The sequence below is a fragment of the Pseudomonas kilonensis genome (assembly GCF_001269885.1).
Classification (GTDB): Bacteria; Pseudomonadota; Gammaproteobacteria; order Pseudomonadales; family Pseudomonadaceae; genus Aquipseudomonas; species Aquipseudomonas kilonensis.
Window position 1 is genome coordinate 1 of sequence record NZ_LHVH01000035.1, and the last position, 25389, is coordinate 25389.

Annotated in this window: 26 protein-coding genes; 9 read left to right on the forward strand and 17 right to left on the reverse strand. The window is 59.5% G+C overall.

Annotated features, from left to right (window positions below):
* Positions 1 to 571: 571 nt before the first annotated feature.
* On the reverse strand, positions 572 to 1771 hold the full coding sequence (gene tyrS, locus AD662_RS25435) for a tyrosine--tRNA ligase (protein ID WP_053182483.1): 1200 nt from the start codon (positions 1769 to 1771) through the stop codon (positions 572 to 574).
* A gap of 212 nt (positions 1772 to 1983) precedes the next feature.
* Here tyrS and AD662_RS25440 point away from each other — a divergent pair, with 212 nt between their 5' ends.
* Both AD662_RS25440 and AD662_RS25445 read left to right on the forward strand, forming a co-directional pair.
* On the forward strand, positions 1984 to 3402 hold the full coding sequence (locus AD662_RS25440; RefSeq protein ID WP_018607144.1) for a peptidoglycan DD-metalloendopeptidase family protein: 1419 nt from the start codon (positions 1984 to 1986) through the stop codon (positions 3400 to 3402).
* Between the two features lie 2 nt (positions 3403 to 3404).
* Entirely contained in the window at positions 3405 to 4496 is a 1092-nt protein-coding gene (locus tag AD662_RS25445; RefSeq protein ID WP_018607146.1) for an anhydro-N-acetylmuramic acid kinase, read from the forward strand.
* Positions 4497 to 4563: 67 nt separating this feature from the next.
* Here the strand turns inward: AD662_RS25445 and erpA are convergent, their stop codons facing one another.
* Together erpA and argC are read right to left on the reverse strand one after the other, a co-directional pair.
* Positions 4564 to 4914 carry an iron-sulfur cluster insertion protein ErpA gene (gene erpA / locus AD662_RS25450; protein ID WP_003177727.1) on the reverse strand — a complete coding sequence of 117 codons (351 nt, stop codon included), beginning with the start codon at positions 4912 to 4914 and terminating at the stop codon, positions 4564 to 4566.
* 149 nt (positions 4915 to 5063) lie between these two features.
* Entirely contained in the window at positions 5064 to 6098 is a 1035-nt protein-coding gene (argC, locus tag AD662_RS25455; protein ID WP_053189950.1) for an N-acetyl-gamma-glutamyl-phosphate reductase, read from the reverse strand.
* A 135-nt stretch (positions 6099 to 6233) separates the two neighbouring features.
* Between argC and hemJ the strand changes: the two genes are divergently transcribed.
* From hemJ to coq7, 6 genes are all read left to right on the forward strand, one after another.
* The gene (gene hemJ, locus AD662_RS25460; protein ID WP_003206117.1) at positions 6234 to 6665 is read left to right on the forward strand and encodes a protoporphyrinogen oxidase HemJ; all 432 of its coding nucleotides are present in this window, start codon (positions 6234 to 6236) and stop codon (positions 6663 to 6665) included.
* Positions 6666 to 6700: 35 nt separating this feature from the next.
* A complete protein-coding gene (locus AD662_RS25465) occupies positions 6701 to 7669 on the forward strand; it encodes an NAD(P)H-dependent flavin oxidoreductase (protein WP_018607169.1) in 969 nt (322 codons plus the stop codon).
* A gap of 51 nt (positions 7670 to 7720) precedes the next feature.
* Entirely contained in the window at positions 7721 to 8686 is a 966-nt protein-coding gene (locus AD662_RS25470) for a DUF805 domain-containing protein (RefSeq protein ID WP_018607171.1), read from the forward strand.
* A 60-nt stretch (positions 8687 to 8746) separates the two neighbouring features.
* Complete coding sequence (locus tag AD662_RS25475; RefSeq protein ID WP_018607174.1) at positions 8747 to 9535, forward strand: SDR family NAD(P)-dependent oxidoreductase; 789 nt, start codon at positions 8747 to 8749, stop codon at positions 9533 to 9535.
* A gap of 82 nt (positions 9536 to 9617) precedes the next feature.
* A complete protein-coding gene (locus AD662_RS25480; protein WP_053189951.1) occupies positions 9618 to 9956 on the forward strand; it encodes a histidine triad nucleotide-binding protein in 339 nt (112 codons plus the stop codon).
* Between the two features lie 75 nt (positions 9957 to 10031).
* Positions 10032 to 10679, forward strand: a complete 648-nt coding sequence (gene coq7 / locus AD662_RS25485) for a 2-polyprenyl-3-methyl-6-methoxy-1,4-benzoquinone monooxygenase (protein WP_018607177.1) — start codon at positions 10032 to 10034, stop codon at positions 10677 to 10679.
* A 113-nt stretch (positions 10680 to 10792) separates the two neighbouring features.
* On the opposite strand, the gene AD662_RS25490 is transcribed toward coq7, so the two are convergent.
* Positions 10793 to 11215, reverse strand: coding sequence for an OsmC family protein (locus tag AD662_RS25490; RefSeq protein WP_018607179.1), 423 nt, complete (start codon positions 11213 to 11215; stop codon positions 10793 to 10795).
* A gap of 238 nt (positions 11216 to 11453) precedes the next feature.
* Between AD662_RS25490 and crp the strand changes: the two genes are divergently transcribed.
* Positions 11454 to 12098 carry a cAMP-activated global transcriptional regulator CRP gene (crp, locus tag AD662_RS25495; RefSeq protein ID WP_018607181.1) on the forward strand — a complete coding sequence of 215 codons (645 nt, stop codon included), beginning with the start codon at positions 11454 to 11456 and terminating at the stop codon, positions 12096 to 12098.
* Here crp and AD662_RS25500 read toward each other — a convergent pair.
* The 13 genes from AD662_RS25500 to AD662_RS25560 all read right to left on the reverse strand — a co-directional run bounded on the left by AD662_RS25500 (position 12095) and on the right by AD662_RS25560 (position 25311).
* The gene (locus AD662_RS25500) at positions 12095 to 12796 is read right to left on the reverse strand and encodes a lipoate--protein ligase family protein (RefSeq protein ID WP_018607182.1); all 702 of its coding nucleotides are present in this window, start codon (positions 12794 to 12796) and stop codon (positions 12095 to 12097) included. The two genes, crp and AD662_RS25500, sit on opposite strands and share 4 nt — an antisense overlap.
* 3 nt (positions 12797 to 12799) lie before the next feature.
* The gene (gene trpC / locus AD662_RS25505; protein ID WP_018607185.1) at positions 12800 to 13636 is read right to left on the reverse strand and encodes an indole-3-glycerol phosphate synthase TrpC; all 837 of its coding nucleotides are present in this window, start codon (positions 13634 to 13636) and stop codon (positions 12800 to 12802) included.
* On the reverse strand, positions 13633 to 14682 hold the full coding sequence (trpD, locus tag AD662_RS25510; protein ID WP_018607187.1) for an anthranilate phosphoribosyltransferase: 1050 nt from the start codon (positions 14680 to 14682) through the stop codon (positions 13633 to 13635). Before trpD ends, trpC begins: the two co-directional genes overlap by 4 nt.
* 9 nt (positions 14683 to 14691) lie before the next feature.
* Entirely contained in the window at positions 14692 to 15285 is a 594-nt protein-coding gene (locus AD662_RS25515) for an aminodeoxychorismate/anthranilate synthase component II (RefSeq protein ID WP_018607190.1), read from the reverse strand.
* Between the two features lie 87 nt (positions 15286 to 15372).
* Positions 15373 to 16854 (reverse strand): anthranilate synthase component I, encoded by a 1482-nt coding sequence (gene trpE, locus AD662_RS25520; protein ID WP_024616720.1) that lies wholly within the window; start codon positions 16852 to 16854, stop codon positions 15373 to 15375.
* 70 nt (positions 16855 to 16924) lie between these two features.
* Positions 16925 to 17743 carry a phosphoglycolate phosphatase gene (locus tag AD662_RS25525; RefSeq protein WP_018607195.1) on the reverse strand — a complete coding sequence of 273 codons (819 nt, stop codon included), beginning with the start codon at positions 17741 to 17743 and terminating at the stop codon, positions 16925 to 16927.
* Positions 17740 to 18414 (reverse strand): ribulose-phosphate 3-epimerase, encoded by a 675-nt coding sequence (gene rpe / locus AD662_RS25530; RefSeq protein WP_014340498.1) that lies wholly within the window; start codon positions 18412 to 18414, stop codon positions 17740 to 17742. Before rpe ends, AD662_RS25525 begins: the two co-directional genes overlap by 4 nt.
* 78 nt (positions 18415 to 18492) lie before the next feature.
* Complete coding sequence (locus AD662_RS25535) at positions 18493 to 19641, reverse strand: iron-containing alcohol dehydrogenase (RefSeq protein ID WP_018607197.1); 1149 nt, start codon at positions 19639 to 19641, stop codon at positions 18493 to 18495.
* A gap of 201 nt (positions 19642 to 19842) precedes the next feature.
* Positions 19843 to 20667: an ABC transporter permease gene (locus AD662_RS25540; protein WP_018607199.1), complete on the reverse strand. Its 825-nt coding sequence runs from the start codon at positions 20665 to 20667 to the stop codon at positions 19843 to 19845.
* Positions 20668 to 20680: 13 nt separating this feature from the next.
* On the reverse strand, positions 20681 to 21928 hold the full coding sequence (locus AD662_RS25545; protein WP_018607201.1) for an ABC transporter permease: 1248 nt from the start codon (positions 21926 to 21928) through the stop codon (positions 20681 to 20683).
* A 187-nt stretch (positions 21929 to 22115) separates the two neighbouring features.
* A complete protein-coding gene (locus AD662_RS25550) occupies positions 22116 to 23159 on the reverse strand; it encodes an ABC transporter substrate-binding protein (RefSeq protein ID WP_003206153.1) in 1044 nt (347 codons plus the stop codon).
* Between the two features lie 49 nt (positions 23160 to 23208).
* Positions 23209 to 24333: an ABC transporter ATP-binding protein gene (locus tag AD662_RS25555; protein WP_024616725.1), complete on the reverse strand. Its 1125-nt coding sequence runs from the start codon at positions 24331 to 24333 to the stop codon at positions 23209 to 23211.
* 348 nt (positions 24334 to 24681) lie between these two features.
* Complete coding sequence (locus AD662_RS25560; RefSeq protein WP_003206156.1) at positions 24682 to 25311, reverse strand: response regulator; 630 nt, start codon at positions 25309 to 25311, stop codon at positions 24682 to 24684.
* Between the last annotated feature and the right edge of the window lie 78 nt (positions 25312 to 25389).

Genomic DNA, 25389 nt, shown 5'->3' on the forward strand with positions numbered 1-25389 from the left:
TCTTCAGTTCAAACATCTTTGGGTTTTGAGAAAACCCTAAACTTGGCTCAGCAATCGTTGGTTACATCTTTGATTTCTCGCGGAGTAACTTGTGATGCTGATAATCTGTTGACTAGCAGTCTGACTCCACAAGCACCCACACGAATTGCTTGATTCAGTTGTTAAAGAGCGGTTGGCTGAGTCTTTCGTCTCAACCGAGGCGCGCATTCTACAGCGCCCCGTGTATCTGTCAAGCGGTTATTTTAAGAAGTTTTCAAAGTTTCGCTTCGGAAACATCAACAACTTCAACCACTTGCGCTTCCGATCTCTCGTTAGCGGGAGGCGAATTCTACAGCGTTACTCGCTGCTGTCAACACCTCTTTTTCACCGCTTTCGACCGAGAAGATCGAATCGCCGATAGAGCCAAACAACACCGCTCTATCTGCTCCTTCCGGGCTTCGATGACCTGAAGCCCAACACCTTCGAAACTTACTTAACTCATTGAATCTCAAGGAGTTTTCCGTTTCGACTGCGCCGGAAGTGGGGCGAATTATAGACTTCCAGAATCTGCCGTCAACACCTATTTTCAGCTTTATTCAGATTTCAGCGTAATACGCGCAAAAGCCTTCTTGCCGGCCTGACAGACATGAGTAGAACCCAGCTCATATATATAGGTGCGATCCACAACCTCACCATCGATACGCACACCACCCGAACCCAAAAGGTCTCGCGCCACCGCTGCGTTCTTGACCAGGCCTGCTTTATTAAGGACTGCCGCAATCGGCATATCCTCGGCAGCAGTCAACTCGATCTCCGGCAGATCGTCCGGCAGCTCGCCATCCTTCATGCGATTACCCGCCGCGCGATGAGCATTGGCCGCAGCCTCCTCACCATGGAAACGCGCAACGATCTCTTCGGCCAGCTTGATCTTGATGTCACGCGGATTGGCGCCAGCCTCGACATCGGCACGGAACGCATTGACCTCATCCATGGACCGGAAACTCAACAGCTCGAAGTAGCGCCACATCAGCACATCAGGAATGGAGACCAGCTTGCTGTACATGACGCCCGGCGCTTCCTGGATACCCACGTAGTTGCCCAGCGACTTGGACATCTTCTTCACACCATCCAGACCTTCCAGCAACGGCATGGTCAGGATGCACTGTGCCTCCTGACCATAACCACGCTGCAGCTCACGCCCCATCAACAGGTTGAACTTCTGGTCGGTACCGCCAAGCTCAACGTCCGCGCGCAACGCGACCGAGTCATAGCCCTGCACAAGCGGATAGAGGAACTCATGAATGGCGATTGGCTGATTGGATTTATAGCGCTTGTCGAAATCATCGCGCTCAAGCATGCGAGCCACGGTGTATTGGGACGTCAGACGAATGAAATCCGCCGGCCCCATCAGATCCATCCAAGTGGAGTTGAAAGCCACTTCGGTCCTGGCCGGATCAAGAATCTTGAAAACCTGAGTCTTGTAGGTCTCGGCGTTATCGAGAACCTGCTCACGAGTCAGCGGTGGGCGCGTAGCACTCTTGCCGCTTGGATCACCGATCATCCCGGTGAAGTCACCTATAAGGAAGATGACCTGGTGCCCCAGGTCCTGGAACTGGCGCAGCTTATTAATAAGCACGGTATGGCCCAGGTGCAGATCGGGTGCCGTCGGATCGAAACCTGCCTTGATACGCAGCGGCTGCCCGCGCTTGAGCTTTTCGATCAGCTCGGACTCGACCAACAGTTCTTCCGCACCACGTTTGATCAGCGCTAGCTGCTCTTCAACCGACTTCATAACAGACCCGTAAGGCTCAGATTCAAAGGGCCCCAACCATACAAGATCGCGCACCAAATACAAGGTTTGCCCGGCGCGCGGACGCCAATCCACAGAACAGAGCGTTCGCGGGCTTGCTTCGCAGGGGTTTTGGTTATATTTTATACAGTTATTTCATCTTCATCATGTCAGTCATCTTTTCCAATTCATCTTTTCAAAAGTCAAAATTACCTATGACCACAGAACCGTCTAAAGCGCCGCCGCTTTACCCGAAGACCCACCTGCTTGCCGCAAGTGGCATCGCAGCCCTCCTTAGCCTGGCGCTGCTGGTGTTTCCCTCCAGCGATGTTGAAGCCAAAAAGACGACCCTGAGTCTTGAACTGGAAAGCCCTGCTGAACAACTGACACAAGAACAAGACGCCGCCGAAACCGTTCAAGCCACAAACGAACCGGCCGCCTCTCCTTTTGCGCAGATTGAAAACAGCCCGCAAGACACCACCGAGGCAGCCGCTCAGGTAGAAGCGCCTGTAGCAGAAGAAAAGAAGGGACCAGACCATCGCGAAGTGATTGTTGCCAAGGGCGACACACTTTCCACCCTCTTCGAAAAGGTTGGCCTGCCCTCGACTTCGGTCCATGAAATCGTGGCCAGCGACAAGCAAGCCAAGCAGTTCACTCAACTGCAGCGCGGCCAGAAACTCGAATTCGAACTCGATCCAGAGGGCCAGCTGACCAACCTGCACACCAAGCTGAGCGACCTGGAAAGCATCACCCTGACCAAAAACGACAAGGGTTATGTATTCAATCGCGTCATCACCAAGCCTACCGTCCGCTCGGCCTACGTTCATGGCGTCATCAACAGCTCATTGTCCCAGTCGGCTGCACGCGCAGGCCTTTCCCACAGCCTGACCATGGACATGGCCAGTGTATTTGGCTACGACATCGACTTCGCCCAGGACATTCGCCAGGGTGACGAATTCGACATCATCTATGAGCAGAAAGTGGTCAATGGAAAAAGCGTCGGCAACGGCCCGATTCTCTCCGCGCGCTTCACCAACCGCGGCAAGACATACACCGCCGTGCGCTACACCAACAAGCAAGGCAACAGCAGCTACTACACCGCCGACGGCAACAGCATGCGCAAGGCCTTCATCCGTACACCGGTTGATTTCGCCCGCATCAGCTCGAAGTTCTCCGCCGGCCGCAAGCATCCAATTCTGAACAAGATCCGCGCCCATAAAGGTGTCGACTACGCAGCTCCCCGTGGCACGCCAATCAAGTCTGCCGGCGACGGCAAGGTATTGCTGGCCGGACGTCGCGGCGGTTACGGCAACACCGTGATCATCCAGCACGGCAATACCTACCGCACGCTGTACGGCCACATGCAAGGCTTCGCCAAGGGCGTGAAGACTGGCGGCACCGTCAAGCAAGGCCAGGTGATCGGATACATCGGCACTACCGGCCTGTCCACCGGCCCGCACTTGCACTATGAATTCCAGGTCAACGGCGTCCACGTCGATCCGCTTGGCCAGAAACTGCCGATGGCCGATCCGATCGCCAAGGGCGAACGCGCGCGCTTCCTGGCTCAAAGCCAACCCTTGATGGCTCGCATGGATCAAGAGAAAGCCACCATGCTGGCCTCGAGCAAGCGTTAAGCATGGCGCTCTATATCGGTGTGATGTCCGGGACCAGCCTGGATGGCCTGGATATCGCACTGATCGAACTGACCCCGGCGATCAAATTGATCGCCACGCACTACATTCCGATGCCCGCCATCCTGCGTACCGAATTGCTCGGATTGTGCAGCAGTGGGCCCGATGAGATCGCCCGCTCCGCCATTGCCCAGCAAAGCTGGGTAAAGCTGGCCGCACAGGGTATCCATACCCTGCTCAACGAACAGAAACTCAAGCCTGAAGACATCACGGCGGTCGGCAGCCACGGCCAGACCATCCGCCATGAACCAGCCCGCGGGTTTACCGTACAGATTGGCAATCCGGCCTTGTTGAGTGAGTTGACCGGCATCACCGTCGTCAGCGATTTCCGCAGCCGTGACGTCGCCGCCGGTGGACAAGGCGCCCCGCTGGTTCCGGCATTTCACGAAGCACTGTTCGAAGAACGAGCCGGTAAACGTGCCGTACTGAATGTCGGCGGTTTCAGCAATCTCAGCCTGATCGAGCCGGCAAAACCCGTCGCTGGTTTCGACTGTGGTCCAGGCAACGTATTGCTCGATGCCTGGATACATCAACAACGAGGCGACCATTTCGATCGTGACGGTCAATGGGCTGCCAGCGGGAAAGTCGAGCCAGTTCTGCTCAAGACGCTGCTCAGCGATCCCTTCTTTGTCACGAAGGGTCCGAAAAGTACCGGGCGAGAGGTATTCAACCTGCCTTGGCTGAGCCAGCATTTATCGCAGTTGCCAGCCTTCACCCCGGAAGACGTGCAGGCAACGTTGCTCGAACTGACAGCCCTGACCATCGTCGAATCACTCCAACATGCCCAGTCCAATACTCAAGAGTTGCTGGTCTGCGGCGGCGGTGCACATAACCAGACGCTCATGAAGCGCCTGGCCGATTTGCTGCCGGACGCCAAAGTCAGCAGCACGGCGGTGTACGGCGTAGACCCGGATTGGGTTGAAGCCATGGCTTTCGCCTGGCTTGCCCATTGTTGCCTTGAAGGTATTCCAGGTAACCGTCCAAGTGTCACCGGCGCCCGCGGCCTGCGCGTACTCGGCGCCATCTACCCAGCCTGAATCCAGTAATTACGGACAGAAAAAAGCCGCAGGGCCCTAAGGCTCTGCGGCTTTTTTATTGAAGCACTCAGATCGAGAACGAAGAACCGCACCCACAGGTTGTGGTCGCGTTTGGGTTCTTGATCACGAACCGCGAGCCTTCCAGGCCTTCCTGATAATCCACCTCGGCACCTGCCAGGTACTGGAAGCTCATCGGATCGACCACCAGGCTGACCCCTTCGCGTTCAACGATGGTGTCGTCTTCGGCCACTTCTTCATCAAAAGTGAAGCCGTACTGAAAACCGGAACAACCGCCGCCCGTTACAAACACGCGCAGCTTCAAACGATCATTGCCCTCTTCATCGACCAGGCTCTTCACCTTGTGCGCGGCACCGTGGGTGAATTGCAAAGCCGTGGGGGTGAAGGTTTCGACGCTCATGCTGAATATCTCCCGGCGCTTACGCCGCCATAATGCGTGATGGCGGGCATTATCCGCTTCTCCTAGAAAATCGGTCAACTATTTACAAGAGCAGCGGCGAACTACAAGCCCCAAGCTCGTAGCTGCCAACTTGAAGCGTGTGGCTGCCGTTATGGCAACATCCCCGCATGGGAGAGCCCCAAGCGCTCATCCAGCCCGAACAGGATGTTCAGGTTCTGCACGGCCTGGCCGGACGCGCCCTTGACCAGGTTATCGATGACCGACAACACCACCACCAGATCACCGTCCTGCGGACGATGCACGGCGATCCGGCAAACGTTCGCACCGCGCACGCTGCGGGTTTCCGGGTGGCTGCCGGCTGGCATTACGTCGACGAACGGTTCGTTGGCATAACGCTTTTCAAACAACGCCTGCAGGTCCACCGAACGATCGACGACGGTTGCATAAAGAGTGGAGTGGATGCCACGAATCATCGGCGTCAGGTGCGGCACGAAGGTCAGGCCGACCTCCTTGCCCGCGGCCCGGCGCAATCCCTGGCGAATTTCCGGCAGGTGGCGGTGCCCCTTGACCGCGTACGCTTTCATGCTTTCCACCGTTTCGGCGTACAGCGAGCCGACACTGGCGCCACGCCCGGCCCCACTGACACCGGACTTGCAGTCGGCAATCAGACGCGAAGCATCGGCAAGACCGGCCTCGAGTAGCGGCAGGAACCCCAGCTGCGTCGCCGTCGGATAGCAACCCGGTACCGCGATCAGTCGGGCCTGCTTGATTTTCTCGCGATTGACTTCCGGCAATCCATAGACCGCCTCGTCGAGCAGATCCGGCGCGCCGTGAGGTTGACCGTACCACTTGGCCCATTCATCGGCGTCCTGCAGGCGGAAGTCCGCCGACAGGTCAATGACCTTGGTCCCGGCAGCCAGCAGTTCACCCGCCAGGGCGTGGGCGACACCGTGAGGTGTGGCGAAGAACACCACATCGCAGGCGCCAAGGGTCTTGATGTCCGGAACACTGAACGCCAGGCCGTCGTAATGACCTCGCAGGTTCGGGTACATGTCGGCAACGGCCAGGCCGGCCTCGGATCGGGAAGTGATGACCACCACCTCAGCTTGCGGATGCTGTGCCAACAGACGCAGCAGTTCGACACCGGTGTACCCCGTGCCGCCGACGATACCGACCTTGACCATAAACCTGCCCTCAACGAACCCACTGGAAAGCCGTCGATGATAGGGGCCGCAGGGCCCGGCGACAACCGCCAAGGTGACGTGCGGACGCTCTAACCTCTACTATCGGGCTACCGTGAATCCTGGGAATAACTAAAAATGCTCTATCTGTGGCTCAAAGCACTTCATATCGTCAGCATGGTCTGCTGGTTCGCCGGCCTGTTCTACCTGCCTCGCCTGTTTGTCTATCACGCCCAAAGCGAGGACAGCGTCAGCAAAGAACGTTTCAGCGTCATGGAGCGCAAGTTGTACCGCGGCATCATGGGCCCGGCGATGATTGCCACGCTCGTATTCGGCATCTGGCTGCTCAGCCTCAACGCCGGCGCCTACTTCACCCAAGGTGGCTGGATGCACGCCAAGCTGACCCTGGTCGTGCTGCTGATCGGTTACCACCATATGTGCGGCGCCCAGGTAAAGCGCTTCGCCCGTGGCGAAAACACCCGCAGCCATGTCTTTTATCGCTGGTTCAATGAAGTGCCGGTTCTGATATTGCTGGCTATCGTAATTCTGGTCGTCGTCCGACCGTTCTAATCTCCAATCAGCATCCATTATCCGGGGTACTTGCGATGTCGTTGCCCGCTCTGCTTGAACAACGCTTGCGCCTGCCCGTCGTGGCAGCGCCAATGTTCCTGATTTCCAATCCGAAACTGGTGCTGGCCTGCTGCCGCAACGGCATCGTCGGAAGTTTTCCGGCGTTGAACCAGCGCGAAAGCAGTGGCTTCAAGGCCTGGCTCGAGGAAATCGAAGCAGGCCTGGCGACCCTGGAGAATCCGGCACCCTACGCCGTGAACCTGATCGTCCATCACAGCAACCCGCGGCTTCAAGCCGACTTGGCCATCTGCATCGAACACAAGGTGCCGATTGTCATCACCAGCCTGGGCGCGGTGAAGGAGTTGGTGGATGCCGTCCATGCTTATGGCGGACTGGTGTTCCATGACGTGACGACCCGGCGTCATGCCGAGAAAGCCGCCGAAGCCGGTGTCGATGGCTTGATCGCCGTTGCCGCTGGTGCAGGCGGGCATGCCGGAACATGGAGCCCGTTTTCACTAGTCGCCGAGATCCGGCAGTTTTTCGACAAAACCGTGCTGCTTGCAGGATGCCTGAACCATGGCCATCAGATTTTGGCCGCACAATTGCTCGGCGCCGATCTGGCCTACTTCGGCACGCGCTTTATCGCTACGAGCGAAAGCCACGCCCCTGACGCTTATAAAGAGATGTTGCTCACATCCAGAGCCGCAGACATCGTGCATACTCCCGCTGTATCCGGAGTGCCGGCCAGTTTCATGCGCCAGAGCCTGGAGAGCGCCGGTTTCGATCTGGCCGCTCTGCAGAACAAGGGCGAGGTGGATTTTGGCTCGAAACTCAAACCGCTGAACGATGAAGCCAAGGCCTGGAAAACCGTATGGTCCGCTGGCCAGGGCGTGGGTGAAATCGATGATTTGCCCAGCGTCGATCAGTTGGTGGCACGCCTGGATGAAGAATACCGTCAGGCACATGCCCGGGCGGCGCAGCTTGGCGGGCAATGGCCCCGCTGAAGCAACCCCATAAAAACAGTTATTTAACTTTCAGAGACAAGGATGCCGGGCATGAGCGAAACCCGTTTCAACATTGTATTCGACGGAGGCCTGATGCCGGGCGTCGATACCACCACAGCCAAACTCAACCTCGCCGACCTGTTTAAAAGCGACATCAGCGCCATTGAACGGCTGTTCACTGGTCGCAAGGTAGCCCTTAAAAGCAACCTGTCCCAGAGCGAAGCGCAGCAATACCTGGAAGCGCTCAACAGGAGCGGAATCGATGCCCGAATCGAAGCTGAACCTGCCCTCCAACTGAGCCTCGGCGAAGTGCAGGAGTCGCCACAACAGCCGAGTGGGCGCCACCCGGAATCTATCGTCGACCCCGTCTCGCCGTATGCGCCTCCCCGGGCCGAAGTGGGTGAAACACTCGCCGAGTACAGCACCCTCAAGCCGTTCAGCTTCGATGGGCGTATCGGCCGTTTGCGCTACCTGGCCTGGACCATGGTGTTGACCCTGGCCCTGCTGCCCCTGGTCGGCCTGGGCTTCTGGTTAGCCACGGCCTGGCTGCTGGCTTCCGACTCGATAGCGGGACTCATCGTCGGCGGCCTGCTCGGCGCAGCCGTCGTACTAGCCTTTGCCTTCGTGAGCATCCAGTTCAACGTCCAGCGCCTGCATGATCTCGGCTGGTCGGGGTGGTTGTGGCTGGTCAACCTCGTTCCATTCGTGGGCAGCATCTTCCCGTTCATCCTCATCATCGCCCCGGGCAATACCGGTGCAAACCAGTATGGTCCGCCGCCACCGCGCAATACCACGGCGGTCAAATTGCTGGCGTCGCTTTGGCTTGTGATGATCGTCCTGATTTTCATGGCTACCTTTGCCGGCATCTTCGGAGCCCTCCAGGAGGACTACGACAGCAGTACCCTGAGCAGCTATGAAAGCAGCGAGTCCAGCACCGACACCGCCGAAGAACCCGCCGTCGAGGCAGCCGAGCCCGCTTCGCCTTCTGTAGACTATGAAGAAGAAGAGGAACAATAAGCGCGCTTCATGCCGGTGACAGCCCAGTCGCCTGGCGGCGGGCTGTTGATGGAGAACTGCATGACCCGTTACGCACTGATCACTGGCGCTTCCAGCGGCATTGGCCTGGCCATGGCCGAAGCGCTGGCCCGGCGCGGCCGCAACTTGATACTGGTGGCTCGACAACGTGATCGGCTGGAAAGTATTGCAATCGAACTGACTCAGCGGTTTGGCGTGGAGGTGTTGTTCCGGGCTTGCGACCTGGGCGAACCGCTGAGGCTTTCAGGCTTTCTCCTGGAACTGGAGGAAGGTGAGCGGCAGATCGACCTGCTGGTCAATTGTGCAGGCATCGGCACCAGCGGGCCGTTCCTGGGCCAGGACTGGATGACCGAGCAGGATCTGATCGAAGTCAACATCCTCGCCCTGACACGGCTTTGTCACGCCATCGGTAACAGCATGGCCCTGCTTGGCGGCGGCCAGATCCTCAACGTCGCCTCGATTGCCGCGTTCCAGCCCGGCCCCTGGATGAGTACCTATTACGCCAGCAAGGCCTATGTGCTGCACTTCTCCGAAGCCCTGCGGGTCGAGCTGAAGAAATGCTCGATCAAGGTCTCGGTGCTTTGCCCTGGCCCGACCCGGACCGGCTTCTTTTCCAGGGCGCAGATGGACGAACAGAAACTCATCGACAGCAAGTTGCTGATGAGCCCGGAAGAGGTGGCCCTGTACGCCGTGCGCGCGCTGGACCGCAACCGCGCCATCATCATTCCCGGACGCCGCAACCGCTGGCTGGCCGCACTGCCGCGACTGGGGTCGCGATGGCTGGTACGAACCATCGCCGGCATGATCAACAAGGCTTATTGCCCGCGCTGATCCCTTCAAGTTGAATAACCAGGCGCCTCAACCGGAGCCTTCAAGACACCCGACCTCGACGAACCCAACGGAGAAAACAGCTGTGGATACTCTGTTTACCAAGATCATCAACCGGGAAATCCCGGCGAAGATCATTTACGAGGATGACCAGGTATTGGCCTTCCACGACATCGCCCCGCAGGCGCCTGTACATTTCTTGGTCATACCGAAAAAACCGATCCGCACCCTCAATGACCTGGCCGAAGAAGACAAAGGCCTGGCTGGACACATCTTGTTCACTGCCCAGCGCCTGGCACTGGAATTGGGCTGTGCAGAAGGTTTTCGCGTGGTGATGAATTGCAATGAAATGGGTGGGCAAACGGTCTATCACATTCATATGCATGTGCTGGGGCAGCGCCAGATGAACTGGCCGCCGGGCTGATACCCCTGACCCAACGCAAATCTTCGGCGGTCGATTGGGTTAAACTGGCCGCTGTGATTTTTCCCGGAGGTAAGCATGACTACCCAACGTCACTACTCGCCGATTGACCGCCTGTTGCTGCAAGCGGATACCGCGATGCGCACGCTGCTGCCCTTCAGTGGCCAGCCGTACCGCCCATCACCGGCTATCGTGCAACCAGACGCGCAACTGAGTGACGAGCAAACCCGCCACGTCGCCGGACTGATGCGTATCAACCACACCGGCGAAGTCTGTGCCCAGGCGCTGTATCAGGGCCAGGCGCTGACAGCGAAGCTACCGCAAGTGCGTAAGGCAATGGAGCATGCCGCCGAGGAAGAAATCGACCATCTGGTCTGGTGTGAACAACGGATTCGCCAGCTGGGCAGTCATACCAGCGTCCTGAATCCGCTGTTCTATGGGATGTCATTCGGGATCGGCGCCGTTGCCGGGCTGATCAGCGACAAAGTCAGCCTCGGCTTCGTTGCGGCGACCGAGCATCAAGTGTGCAAGCATTTGAATGAACACCTCGAACAACTGCCGGCCGAGGATGAAAAATCCCGGGCGATCCTTGAACAGATGCGCGTGGACGAGGAACACCATGCCGAGAGTGCGCTTGAGGCCGGTGGCTTCCGTTTTCCGGCCCCGGTGAAGTTCGGCATGAGCCTGCTGGCCAAGGTCATGACCAAGAGCACTTATCGGATTTGACGGCAATTGAGGACTGACTAGCTCATTCCCACGGAAATTAAAAAGGCGACGTCCCCAAGGGAAGTCGCCTTTTTTCTGTCCGAATACATCAATACGGCCAGTCGACTCTCGACTCAACCCAACTCGATGATTTCATAATCGTGGGTGATTTCGACCCCGGCGACGCCAAGCATGATCGAAGCCGAGCAGTATTTCTCGGCGGACAGCTCGATGGCGCGCTTGACCTGGGCTTCCTTCAGGGCGCGCCCCTTCACCACGAAGTGCATGTGGATCTTGGTAAACACTTTGGGATCTTCAGTGGCGCGCTCTGCCTCCAGGAAAGCTTCGCAGCTTTCGACGGCCTGGCGAGACTTTTTGAGAATGCTGACCACGTCGAAGTTGCTGCAACCGCCCACGCCCAGCAGGAGCATTTCCATCGGCCGAACACCCAGGTTCCGCCCACCGGCCTCTGGCGGGCCGTCCATGACGACCACATGACCACTGCCTGACTCACCGAGGAACATGGCTTCGCCAGCCCATTGGATGCGTGCCTTCATCGCCAAGACTCCACTGTTAAAAAAGGGTCGCCAGCTTAGCACAGCGCTCCGGCATGACCGCTCTCCGTCTTAGGAGACCTGACCGACCAGCATGTAGGTAAATTCTCAAATCAATTAAGGACGCCTCTGTTAAGCTGGCCATACGCCAACTCGATGGCGCATGGCCAGCCTTTAGCGATAGCCATTCGCGTCTATAAAAAAACCAAACCATCACTGCGCAGTCTTTCGGGATACAACCATGGTTGCCATTACTCCCACGTTCAAGATCAAGAATCTCGACAAACTCTTGATGCATTGCCAGCGCCGCCGCCATCCAGCCAAACACAACATCATTTGTGCGGGAGATCGTTCCGAGACGCTGTTTTTCATCATCAAGGGGTCGGTCACTATCCTCATAGAAGATGACGACGGTCGGGAAATGATCATCGCCTACCTCAATTCCGGAGATTTTTTCGGCGAGCTGGGGTTATTCGAACAGGCGGGCAAGGAACAGGAACGCAGTGCCTGGGTACGGACCAAGATTGAATGTGAAGTGGCGGAGATCAGCTACGCCAAATTCCGAGAACTGTCCCTGCAAGACCCGGACATTCTTTACGTCCTCAGCGGACAAATCGCACAGCGCCTGCGCAATACCACCCGCAAGGTGGGCGATCTCGCATTTTTCGACGTCACCGGACGTGTAGCACGCTGCCTGTTGGAACTGTGCAAGCAACCCGATGCCATGACCCACCCGGACGGCATGCAGATCAAGGTGACGCGCCAAGAGATTGGTCGGATTGTCGGTTGTTCGCGTGAAATGGTCGGTCGCGTACTCAAGGACCTGGAAGAACGCAACCTGGTCAGCGTCAAAGGCAAGACCATGGTGGTGTTCGGAACGCGTTAAGCACCCAGCAGCTTGGTCAGCAGCTCCCGATACAACGCCTCGAGTCGCTCCAACGCATGAGGCGCCGGGAATTTTTCACGCAGGGCAATATGACTCTCGGCACGCACTCGCTGCTCCAGGCCACAGGCCTCATTGAAGCGATTGACTGCCGCGACCATGGACTCGCGCTCGCCCACCAGTAAAAGCGCACCATGGACCAGCCCCACCGGACGTTGACCACCCTTGCTCTGGCGCCAGCGCTGAGCGGTGCCCACCATTTTCCGGCCGTCGAGGTTGACGTTGAAGCGTCCGTCACAGAAAGCCCCCTCCACCTCTCCCAGCGAAGCCACTCCGCCCAGCTCATCCAACAGTTGGCAGATGGGATCGCACAACCGGCGATACCCGGTTTCGATACGTCCGTGGTCGCCTTCGCTGCGCGGTGGTGCGTAGACCAGGGCGATATTGACGGTGGCGGCCGATTGCGGCACCGGTTCGCCACCGGTTTCGCGCAGCAGGACCGGCCAGCCATGGGCAGCCGATACTTCACAGGCGTGTTCAAAGCCCGGTAGGCGACTCAAACGGCGCGGCATGACCAGCGCACGGTCTTTGGGCTGCCAGAACAGCAGGCCGAACTCAGCGTCGCCCGCGCAGATGCTGGCCAACAGATCCTGTTCGGCTTGCAGGCCAGCTTCGACGGTCAGGGAAATCACAGGCGACATGGATCAGTCCAGCGTCGAGCCGCTCACCGGCAGGCCACGTTCAGGAAAGAACAGTCGTTGCAACTCCGTACCCGGGTTCTCGGCGCGCATGAACGCTTCGCCCACCAGGAACGAGTACACATCGCTGACTTCCATCAGCTCGACATCGGCCCGGTTGAGGATGCCGCTTTCGGTGATGACCAGGCGATCGCGCGGAATGCGCGGCAACAGGTCCAGGGTGGTTTCCAGGCTCACTTCGAAAGTGTGCAGGTTACGATTGTTCACGCCGACCAGTTTGGTATCGAGGGTTTTCAGGGCTCGTTCCAACTCGTCACCGTCGTGGACTTCCACCAGGACATCCAGCCCGACGCTTTTGGCAACGGCCGCCAGCTCGGCCATTTTCACGTCGTCCAAGGCGGAAACGATCAACAGCACGCAGTCGGCACCCAACGCACGCGCCTCGACGATCTGGTACGGATCGATCATGAAATCCTTGCGGATCACCGGCAACTTGCACGCCGCCCGCGCCTGCTTCAGGTAGTCGTCGGCCCCTTGAAAAAAGTCGACGTCGGTCAGCACCGAGAGGCAGGTAGCACCGCCCTTCTCGTAGCTTCGCGCGATCTCGTCCGGGACGAAGTGCTCACGAATCACGCCCTTGCTGGGGGATGCCTTCTTGATTTCGGCAATCACCGCCGGCTGTTTTTTCTTGGCCTGATCGATCAAAGCCTGGGCAAAGCCGCGCGGCGCATCCGCTGAACGCGCCAGGTTTTCCAGCTCGGCCAGACTGACCCGAGCGCTGCGCTCGGCCACTTCCTGGGCCTTGCGAGCCAGAATTTTTTCCAGAACCGTTGGCACGCTCATCCTTCATTCTCCACTTTGAATACGGCGGTAAATGCACCCAGCTCTTCGAGCTTTTCCCTGGCCAGGCCAGTGTGCAGCGCATCATGGGCCAGTTCCACGCCTTGCTTGAGACTGCTGGCGTGGTCAGCGGCGTACAACGCAGCGCCGGCATTGAGCACGATCATCTCAGCGGCTTTCTGGCCATTCTCGGTTTTGCGACGCCCCAGGGCATCGCGAATCAGTTCCAGCGATTGGGCCGGGCTGTCGACCGCCAACCCGTGCAAACTCTGGCTCTTCATGCCGAGGTCTTCAGGTTCGACCCAGTACTCGCTGATCTGATCATTTTTTAGTTCGGCCACGAATGTAGGCGCCGCCAGGCTGAACTCATCCAGCCCATCCTTTGAATGGACCACCAGCACGTGCTTGCTGCCCAGGCGTTGCAGGACTTCAGCCAATGGCCGGCACAACGCCTGGCTGAACACACCGACTACCTGATGTTTCACGCCGGCCGGATTCGTAAGCGGGCCGAGCATGTTGAACAGCGTACGCAGCCCCAGCTCGCGGCGCGGCGCGGCGGCGTGTTTCATGGCGCTATGGTGGGTCTGGGCAAACATGAAACCGATGCCGACGTTATCGATGCAGCGTGCCACCTGGATCGGCGTCAGGTTCAGGTAAATGCCGGCCGCCTCCAGCAGATCGGCACTGCCGCTCTTGCCGGAAACTGCCCGATTGCCGTGTTTGGCAACGGTGCAACCGGCCGCCGCGACGACAAACGACGAAGCCGTGGAAACGTTAAAGATATTGGCGCCGTCACCGCCGGTACCGACCACATCCACCACACCGTCCAGCGTCTTGAGTTCGACCTTGTCCGCCAGCTCACGCATCGCCGAAACCGCACCGACGATTTCATCGATGCTCTCACTCTTCATGCGCATGGCCATCATGAACGCGCCGATCTGCGCATCCGTGCATTGGCCAGTCATGATTTCGCGCATCACGTCGCGCATCTCGTCGGTGCTCAGGTCGAGATGGCCGACGATACGGCTCAGGGCTGTCTTGATATCCATGAAAAGTCCTTAGCGCGTGCCGCCGGTTTGTTTGAGAAAGTTGGCGAACAGTTCGTGGCCCTGCTCGGTGAGAATAGACTCGGGATGGAATTGCACACCCTCGATATTCAATGTCTTGTGGCGCAGCCCCATGATTTCATCGACCGAGCCGTCTTCAAGCTGGGTCCAGGCCGTCAGTTCCAGGCAGTCCGGCAGAGTTTCGCGCTTGACGATCAGGGAGTGGTAGCGGGTTACGGTAAGCGGATGATTCAGCCCCTCGAACACGCCCTTGTCCTCGTGGAATACCGGGCTGGTCTTACCGTGCATGACTTGTCGGGCGCGCACCACGTCACCGCCGAACGCCTGGCCGATCGACTGGTGCCCCAGACAGACACCCAGGATCGGCAGCTTGCCAGCGAAATACTTGATGGCGTCGATGGAAATGCCCGCTTCGGTCGGCGTGCACGGGCCGGGCGAAACCACGATGCGCTCAGGCTTGAGGGCTTCGATTTCGGCGATGGTCAGTTCGTCGTTGCGCACGACCTTGACCTCGGAGCCCAGCTCGCCGAGGTACTGCACAACGTTGTAGGTAAAAGAGTCGTAGTTATCGATCATCAGCAACATGGCGTAAGCAACCTATTGAATTCACTGGCTTTAAATACAGCCTTCAGGGCAAAAAAGCCCCTTGGCCGCAGGTTGTCGGGGAGGACTTCAGGCGCCTGAAGTCTGCTCCGCCAGCGCCACGGCGCGAAACATGGCCCGTCGCTTGTTCAGGGTCTCTTCCCACTCCAGTGCCGGCACCGAGTCGGCGACAATACCGCCGCCGGCCTGCACGTGCAGTTCACCGTTCTTGATGACCGCGGTGCGAATGGCAATGGCGGTGTCCATGTTGCCGTTCCAGGCGAAGTAACCCACGGCCCCGCCGTACACGCCCCGCTTGACCGGCTCCAGTTCGTCGATGATTTCCATCGCGCGGATTTTCGGCGCGCCGGACAAGGTGCCCGCCGGAAGAATCGCCCGCAAGGCGTCCATCGCCGTCAGCCCGGCCTTCAACTGGCCGGTGACGTTGGAAACGATGTGCATCACGTTGGAGTAGCGCTCGATGACCATCTTCTCGGTGAGCTTCACCGAGCCGATTTCCGAGACCCGTCCGGTGTCGTTGCGCCCCAGATCAATCAGCATCAGGTGCTCGGCGATTTCCTTGTCATCCGACAGCAGGTCCTCTTCCAGCGCCCGGTCAGCTTCCTCCGTGGCGCCACGGGGGCGAGTGCCGGCGATCGGCCGCACCGTGATCAGGTTGTCTTCGACCCGCACCAGCACTTCCGGCGAACTGCCCACGACATGGAAGTCTCCGAAGTTGAAGAAATACATGTAGGGCGTCGGGTTGAAACAGCGCAGCGCCCGATAGAGATCGATGGGCGCCGCCTTGAAGTCGATGGACATCCGTTGCGACGGCACGACCTGCATGCAGTCACCGGCGAGGATGTACTCCTTGATGGTATCGACGGCGCGTTCGTAATCGTCCTGGGTGAAACTGGAACGAAACACCGGGTCGGCCGCCGACTGCTTGCTGAAGTCCAGGCCGGGACGCGGAGCGATCGGCTGACGCAACTTTTCCAACAGTGCTTGCAGGCTTTGTTGACCTTGCTCGTAGGCATCTTCCTGGGACGGATCGGCCAGGACGATGGCGTGCATCTTGCCGGCGAGGTTGTCGAAAACGACGACCGCGTCGGACACCATCAGCAAAATATCCGGCACGCCCAGCGGATCGGGGTTCGGGCAGGTGCCCAGGCGTTTTTCCACGTAACGCACGCAGTCGTAGCCGAAATAACCCACCAGGCCACCGTTGAAGCGCGGCAGGCCGGGGATGGTCGGCACGTTGTAGCGGGCCTTGAAGGTTTCGACGAACGCCAGCGGGTCTTCGACTTCGAGGCTTTCGATTTCGACGCCGTCGTGGGTCACGCTGATGCGATGGTCATGGACTCGCAGCACGGTGCGGCACGGCAGGCCGATGATGGAATAACGGCCCCATTTCTCGCCGCCCTGCACCGATTCGAGCAAGTAGGAGTTGGGTTGGTCGGCCAACTTGAGGTAGATCGACAGCGGTGTGTCGAAGTCGGCCAGGGTTTCACAAGCAAGGGGGATGCGGTTGTAGCCGGCAGCGGCTAGACGCAGGAATTCTTCGCGGATCATGGGGTGCCTCGTGGCAAGAGGAGCTGACAGTCAGGTATGCAAACGCGCCGGATAACCGGCCAGGATCACGTCAGGCGCGCCAACGCCAGCGGGCCAGGGCCTTCATGACTTTCATCCAGAGTTTGCGAGTGACCACCACGATGGCGTTTCCAGAAGAGGATTGAACAGCGTCGGGCAACGTTATCTCAGCGGCCGGGTCCAGGCAACCGGGAATTAACAGACGCAAATCGTCGATCACCAGCGTCGGAAACTCTTCGGCGATGGGCCGGCCGTGGTTGTAGCCATAACTCAACGCCACGCACTTGACCCCTGCCGCCTTGGCCGCCAGCACATCGCTGCGCGAGTCGCCGACGAACAGGGATTGGGAAGCCGGGATGTTGGCCATTTTCATCACGAAAAACAGCGCGGCCGGATCCGGTTTTTTCTGCGGCAAGGTATCGCCGCCGATGATCCAGCGGAAATAGCGGCCGATTTTCATCTGGTCCAGCAACGGCGCAACGAAGCGCTCCGGTTTGTTGGTAATCAGGGCCATTTCCACGCCCTGCTTTTTCAGCCATTTGAGGGTGGAGCGCACGCCGGGATAGACCACCGTCAGTTGGTGATTGTCTTCGTAGGCGTCATTGAACAACGCCAGCGCCCGCTCGGCCTCGGCATCATCGACACCTTGGGCATCGATGTCATTGGCCAAGGCCCGGCGCACCAGCATGGGCGCGCCGTTGCCGACCCAGTGGCGCACCGAGTCGATACCGGCAGGCGGGCGTCCAAGCTTGAGCAGCATCGTGTCCACGGCCGCCGCGAGGTCCGGGACCGAATCGACCAATGTGCCATCGAGGTCGAACATCACCAGACGCGGCAAGCTGCCGGGGAACAGCTGCTCGAAGCCGCTCATGGGCGCGCCAGGGCCAGTTCGGCGCGCATTTTTGCAATCACCTCTTCGTAGTTCGGTGCGTTGAAGATCGCCGAACCCGCGACGAACGTATCGGCACCGGCCGCGGCGATTTCACGGATATTGTTCACGTTCACGCCACCGTCGATTTCCAGGCGGATATCACGGCCCGAGGCATCGATCAGCGCACGGGCTTCGCGCAGCTTGTCGAGCGTACCCGGGATGAACTTCTGCCCGCCGAAGCCAGGGTTGACGCTCATCAGCAGGATCATGTCGACCTTGTCCATCACGTACTTGAGCACGTCCAGGGGCGTGGCCGGGTTGAACACCAGGCCGGCCTTGCAACCGCCTTCGCGGATCAACTGCAGGGAGCGGTCGATGTGCTGCGTGGCTTCAGGGTGGAAAGTGATGTAGGTAGCACCGGCTTCGATGAAGTCACCGACGATGCGGTCCACCGGACTGACCATCAAGTGCGCGTCGATCGGCGCGGTGACGCCGTACTTGCGCAGCGCCGCGCAGACCATCGGGCCGATGGTCAGGTTGGGCACGTAGTGGTTGTCCATGACATCGAAGTGGACGATGTCGGCCCCGGCGGCCAGAACGTTGTCCACTTCCTCGCCCAGGCGGGCGAAGTCGGCAGAGAGAATCGACGGAGCAATAGCGAAGGGCTGCATGACGCACCTGTTTTGAGCGAAATCACGATGGCGCGCATTGTATACCTCAAGATTTGGCGCGCCCACCGTGACAATCGATCAATACGCCGCGCGGTAGATCTTCTCGATATCGGCGGCGCTCAGTTGGCGTGGATTGTTGCGCATTAGCCGTTCTATTCCCGCCGCTTCCACCGCCATGGAGGGAATCACGTCATCGGTCACGCCCAGGCTGCTGAGGCCCTTGGGTATTTCCACGGCAGCACACAGCGTAATCATCGCCTCCACAGCCTCATCGGCCGCCTCGAGATCGCTCAGGTGAGCGGTCTTGATGCCCATGGCTTCGGCGATATCACGCATGCGCTCGACACAGGCCATCTTGTTCCAGGTCATGACATACGGCAGCAACAAGGCGTTGGCAACGCCATGGGACACGTGAAAACGCCCGCCCAACGGATAGGCCAGCGCATGCACCGCCCCGACCCCGGCATTGCCGAATGCCATGCCGGCCATCAGGCTGGCCGTGGCCATGTCTTCCCGGGCTTGCAGGTGAGCCGGGTTGGCATAGGCCTTGGGCAGCGCGCGGCTGATCAGCTTGATTGCGCCGATCGCCAGGGCATCGGTGATGGGTGAAGCATTGAGCGACAGATAGGCCTCGATGGCGTGTGCCAGCGCATCAACGCCACTGGCAGCCGTGACGCCGCGCGGGCAGGTGAGGGTCATCTGCGGACTGACCAGCGCCACGTCCGGCAACAGATAATCGCTGACGATGCCTTTTTTCAGCTGCGCGGCCTTGTCGGAGAGGATCGCCACGTTGGTGACTTCCGAACCAGTACCGGCCGTGGTCGGGATGGCAATCATGGGCGGGCCTTTGCGAGGCACCTGATCGACACCGAACATATCCTGCAGCTCGCCGTGGTACCCGGCATAGACCCCCACGCACTTGGCGATGTCGATGGCACTGCCGCCACCCAGGCCGATCAAGCCATCATGACCACCGTCGCGGTAGGCTTGCATGCAGTCCTCGACAATGGCGATTTCCGGGTCCGGCATGACCCGGTCGAAAATCTCGTAGTCCCGTCCGCCCAGATGTTGCAGGGCCAGTTCCACGGTGCCGGACTTGACCAACGCCGCATCGGTCACGATCAGTGGGTTGTCGACGTCCAGCCGGGTCAGCTCAGCCGCCAGTTGCTCGATGGCAGCGGCACCGGTGATCAGTTTATGGGCGATCTTGAATGAGGAAAGACTCATGTGCGCGGCCTCTTATTCGAGTATGGGCTGGCACAAGGATAGCTCGGTATTGAGGGTTGTCAGCTATTGAGCTTATGAATACACCGCAAACCCAATGTGGGAGCGGGCTTGCTCGCGAATGCGGCGGAACATCCAACATCTATGTCGACTGTTACACCGCTTTCGCGAGCAAGCCCGCTCCCACAGGGACCAACGCTGGCCTCAGACTTGGGTAGTACGCAGCTTCTCGCTACGCCCACGCAACCACTCCAGGGTCAGCAACAGGATCACCGAGAAGGCAATCAGCAGGGTCGCCGCCGCCGCGATGGTGGGGCTGAGGTTTTCGCGGATGCCGCTGAACATCTGCCGTGGCAGGGTTGCCTGCTCGGGGCCGGCCAGGAACAGGGTCACCACCACCTCATCGAACGACGTCGCGAAGGCGAACAGTGCGCCAGAGATCACGCCCGGGGCGATCAACGGCAGGGTCACCCGACGAAACGCCGTCAGTGGCGAAGCCCCGAGGCTGGCAGCGGCCCGAACCAGGTTGTGGTTGAACCCCTGCAGGGTCGCCGACACCGTGATGATGACGAACGGTACACCCAGCACGGCGTGGACCACGATCAGCGAGAAGAAGCTGTTGCCCATCCCCAACGGTGCGAAAAACAGGTAACTGGCCACGCCGATGATCACCACCGGCACCACCATGGGCGAAATCACCAGGGCCATCACCAGTGCCTTGCCTGGGAAGTCACCACGGGTCAGGCCGATGGCCGCGAGCGTGCCGAAGATCATCGCCAGCAACGTCGCTGCCGGAGCCACGATGATGCTGTTTTTCAGCGCCCGCATCCATTCGGCCGAGGCGAAGAAATCGTGATACCACTGCAGCGAGAAACCTTGCAGCGGGTACACCAGGAAACTGCCGGAGTTGAACGACAGCGGAATGATCACCAGCACCGGCAGGATCAGGAACAACAGGATCAACCCGCAGAGTATGCGCAGACTGTAGAACCACACCCGCTCAATGGGGGACATGTAAGGACTCACCATTTTCGATCTCCCCTTAGCTCAGGCGCAGGCGACTGGCGCCCACCAACCAGCTGTAAATCAGATAAAGCACGATGGTCGCCAGCAACAGCAGCCCGCCGAGCGCCGTGGCCATGCCCCAGTTAATGCTGGTATTGGTGTAGAACGCGACGAAGTAGCTGACCATCTGATCGTTCGGGCTGCCCAGCAGCGCCGGCGTGATGTAGTAGCCGATGGCAAGGATGAACACCAACAGGCAACCGGCACCGACACCTGCATAGGTCTGCGGGAAGTACACCCGCCAGAAACTGGCGAACGGGTGACAGCCCAGGGAGATCGCCGCCCGCATGTAAGTAGGCGAGATGCCTTTCATCACGCTGTAGATCGGCAGGATCATGAATGGCAGCAGGATGTGGACCATGGAGATATACACACCAGTGCGGTTGAACACCAGTTCCAGAGGCTTATCGATGACGCCCATGGCCATCAGGGCGCTGTTGATCAAGCCGCCCGACTGCAACAGCACGATCCATGCGGCGACTCGCACCAGGATCGAGGTCCAGAACGGCAGCAACACCAGGATCATCAACAGGTTGCTTTGGCGCGATGGCAGGTTCGCCAGCAGGTAGGCCAGCGGATAGGCCAGCACCAGGCAGATCGCGGTGATCACCAGGCCCATCCAGAACGTGCGGGTGAAGATATCCAGGTAAATAGCCTGGTCAGGGGTGGCTGGGGCCAGCTCGCCGAGGTCATCGATGCGGTGATCGACGGCCGCCAGCAGGTAATACGGGGTAACGTCGCTGGTGTTGCGGCGGATCACCTGCCAGTACGCGGGGTCGCCCCAACGCTCATCGAGGTTTTCCAAGGCTTCTTTATAGGAAGCCGGCTCGGTGGCAAACGGCAACGCCCGAGCGGTCTTGGTCAGCAGGCTGCGATAGCCGGCCAGTTCCATGTTCAGGCGCTTGGACAAGTCGCCCAAGGTCTGATTCTTGCGGGCTTCGGCCAGGTCTTCACTGGCAGCCTTGTACACTGGTTCGCCCGGCAAACCGCGTCCGTCCCAGGCAGCGACGGCGGCGACGGTGCGCGGCATGGCGCCCACCACCTCCGGGTTGCTGACGCTTTTGAACAGCAGCGCCACGATCGGCACCAGGAACACCAGCAACAGAAACAGCACCAGCGGCGCGATCAAGGCCTGGGCCTTCCAGCGGTTGATCCGCTCGGCGTGCTTGAGCCGCTGCTTGAGGGTGGGGCTGGTGCCCGCGTTCAGTGGAACGGCGATGGCCATGGCGAACTCCGCAAATCTCTTTGATCGTTACAGGGGCGGCGGGCCGCCTCTGTTCTTTTGAAACACCCAACTGGTGCAAAACCTGTGGGAGCGGGCTTGCTCGCGAAAGCGCTGGGTCAGCCAACACTGATGTTGGAAGTGATGACGCCTTCGCGAGCAAGCCCGCTCCCACACAACCGTCACCGGTTTACTTGGCAGCCCAGGAGTTGAAGCGCTGTTCCAGTTGCTCGCCATTGTCAGCCCAGAAGCTGACGTCGATCTGCACTTGGTTGGCGATGTTTTCCGGGGTGGTCGGCATGTCCTTCAGGACATCCTTGGCCAGCAGCGGTACAGCCTGGGTATTGGCCGGACCGTAGGCGATGTTTTCCGAGTAGGTCTTCTGCTGCTGCGGCGCCACCGAGAAAGCGATGAATTTCTTCGCAGCTTCGGCGCGGGTCTTGTCCAGGCCGCGTGGGATGGCCCACGCATCAAAGTCGTAGATGCCGCCGTTCCACACCACTTTCAGGTTGCTTTCCTTCTGTACCGCGGCGATCCGGCCGTTGTAGGCCGAGCTCATGACCACGTCACCGGAAGCCAGGTACTGCGGCGGCTGGGCGCCAGCTTCCCACCACTGGATGTTCGGCTTGAGCTCATCGAGCTTCTTGAACGCACGGTCCTGGCCGTCTTTGCCAGCCAGCACTTTGTAGACGTCTTTCGGCGCTACGCCGTCGGCCATCAAGGCGAATTCCAGGGTGTACTTGGCGCCCTTGCGCAGGCCGCGTTTGCCCGGGAATTGCTTGGTGTCCCAGAAGTCTGCCCAACTGGTCGGCGCGGTCTTGAGTTTGTCGGCGTTGTAGGCCAGCACGGTCGACCACACGAAGAAGCCCACGCCGCAAGGCTGGATGGCGCCCTTGACGTAGTCTTCGGCCTTGCCGAACAGGGCCGGATCGAGTTGTTCGAACATGTCTTCGTCACAACCACGGGACAATTCCGGGGACTCGACCTCTACCAAATCCCAGGAAACGCTCTTGGTATCGACCATGGCCTTGACCTTGGCCATTTCGCCGTTGTACTCGCCAGCCACGATCTTGCCGTTGCCAGCCGCTTCCCACGGTGCGTAGAAGGCTTTGACCTGAGCCGCCTTGTTCGCCCCACCGAAAGACACCACGGTCAGGTCCGGGCCCGCCGCCATCGCGCTTGCCGCACCCATCATGCCCAGTGTCAGGGCTGTGAACTTCAGGGATCTCAACATTTATTGTTCTCTCCACGTGCAGGGTTGGTGTTGGTACAGCAGGGGGCGATCAATTCGCCTCTAGAAGGGGATCGAGCGCACGCACATGCTCGACTTGCCAGCCAAGCGGAACCACGTCCCCGACGGCGAGCCCGGGATCGAGCTCGGCAATCGGCTGTTTCACGAAGAAGTCGGTCTTGCCGCAGACTTCCAGGCGAACCCGGACGTGGTCGCCCAGATAGATGAATTCCGCCACCCTCCCTGAGAAGCGGTTGACACATTGTTCGCTTGCGCCGTTGAGGCTCACCCGCTCCGGGCGGATCGACAGGGTCACCGGCTCGCCGGGCTGTCCGACGTTCACCGCCAGCGCCTCGACCTTTTCACCGCGTCCCAGCTCCACCAGGCAGCGCTCGCCGGTTTGACTGTGCAGACGACCGTTGAGACGGTTGTTCTCGCCAATGAAGTTGGCGACGAAGGTGTTTTTCGGCTCTTCATACAGGGTGCGCGGCGGGGCGATCTGCTGGATCTCGCCCTGATGGAACACCGCCACGCGGTCGGACATGGTCAAGGCTTCGCCCTGGTCATGGGTCACGTAGACCACTGTCACGCCAAGACGCTGGTGCAGGTGTTTGATTTCCATCTGCATGTGCTCGCGAAGCTGCTTGTCCAGCGCACCCAGGGGTTCGTCCATCAGCACCAGCTGCGGCTCGAATACCAGCGCCCGGGCCAGGGCTACCCGTTGTTGCTGGCCGCCGGACAATTGCGCCGGGTAGCGTTGGGCGAAGCTGTCCAGCTGGACCATGCTCAAGACGCGCTTGACCCGATCGCTCACGTCGCTCTTGTTCAGGCCACGCACGGTCAGCGGGAAGGCAAGGTTCTCGGAGACGGTCATGTGCGGGAACAAGGCGTAGTTCTGGAACACCATGCCGATGTCGCGCTTGTGCGGTGGCACATTGTTGATCGAGCGCCCGGCCAGCAGAATCTCACCGGCGGTTGGGGTCTCAAACCCGGCGAGCATCATCAGGCTGGTGGTCTTGCCAGAGCCGGAAGGCCCGAGCAGGGTCAGGAATTCGCCTTTGCGAATATCCAGGTTGAGGTCTTTGACGATCAGGTTCTCGCCGTCGTAGCTCTTTTGCACACCACGAAAGCTGACCAGTACATCACTGGCCCCCGCGCTTGAATCGACCTGGCTCATACCCGCACCTTTTGTATTGATGACTGCTTGTGAGTCAAGCCTAGTGGAGCCTGGGGTCCACGCAAATCGGGACGCAGGAGAGAATCACCTCAGCGGGATGGAAGAGTCGGGGTAGGGATTGCCCTACAGGGATGGCGGGATTGGGTAAATGCAGTGGCGCGTTTTAAGCGGCAAGCCGCAAGTAGGGGCAAAAGGCGCTGTTGGGGCTTGTCGCAAATGGATATGCCAACGCATTCCCCTGTGGGAGCGAGCTTACTCGCGAAGGCGGTGTATCAGTCGACACATGTGTTGGATGTCAGACCGCCTTCGCGAGCAAGCCCGCTCCCACAGTAAGGATGGTGGGCGGGCTTAGAGCAGCTTGTGCTCCATCGCATACTTCACCAGTTCCGCCAATGAGGTGATGTTGAGCTTCTGCATCAGCCGCGCCTTGTGGGTGCTGATGGTCTTGCTGCTCAGGGCCAGTTGCTGGGCGATGTCGTTGACGTTGGCGCCCTGGGCCAGGCGTTCGAAGACTGAGAATTCACGCTCGGACAGCAGCGAGTGCAGCGGTCGCGTGTCGGTCAGGCCGACTTCAAAGACCATGCGGTCGGCCAGGTCCGGGTCGATGTAGCGCCCGCCAGCCGCGACCTTGCGAATCGCCATGAGCAGCAAGGCCGGGTCGCTGTCCTTGGTCGCGTAGCCGGCGGCGCCGACCTTCAGGGCGCGGGCGGCCATTTGCGCCTCGTCATGCATCGACAGCACCAGGATGGCCGGCGGATTGTTCAGCGCCCGGATCCGTGGGATCGCCTCCAGGCCGTTGACGCCCGGCATGGAAATATCCAGCAGCACCACTTCGCAGGGCACATGCCGTAAGGTTTCGAGCAACTGTTCGCCATTGCTCGCCTCCCCCACCACCACCAGATCCTTGGCCAGGCCGATCAACTGCTTGATGCCTTCGCGGACGATGGTGTGGTCTTCGGCTACCAGTACACGGATCACATTGTTCTCCAGATTCAGGATCTCATCGCGAGCAAGCTCGCTCCCACAGGGTGTATCTACATCTCAATCAATGTGGGA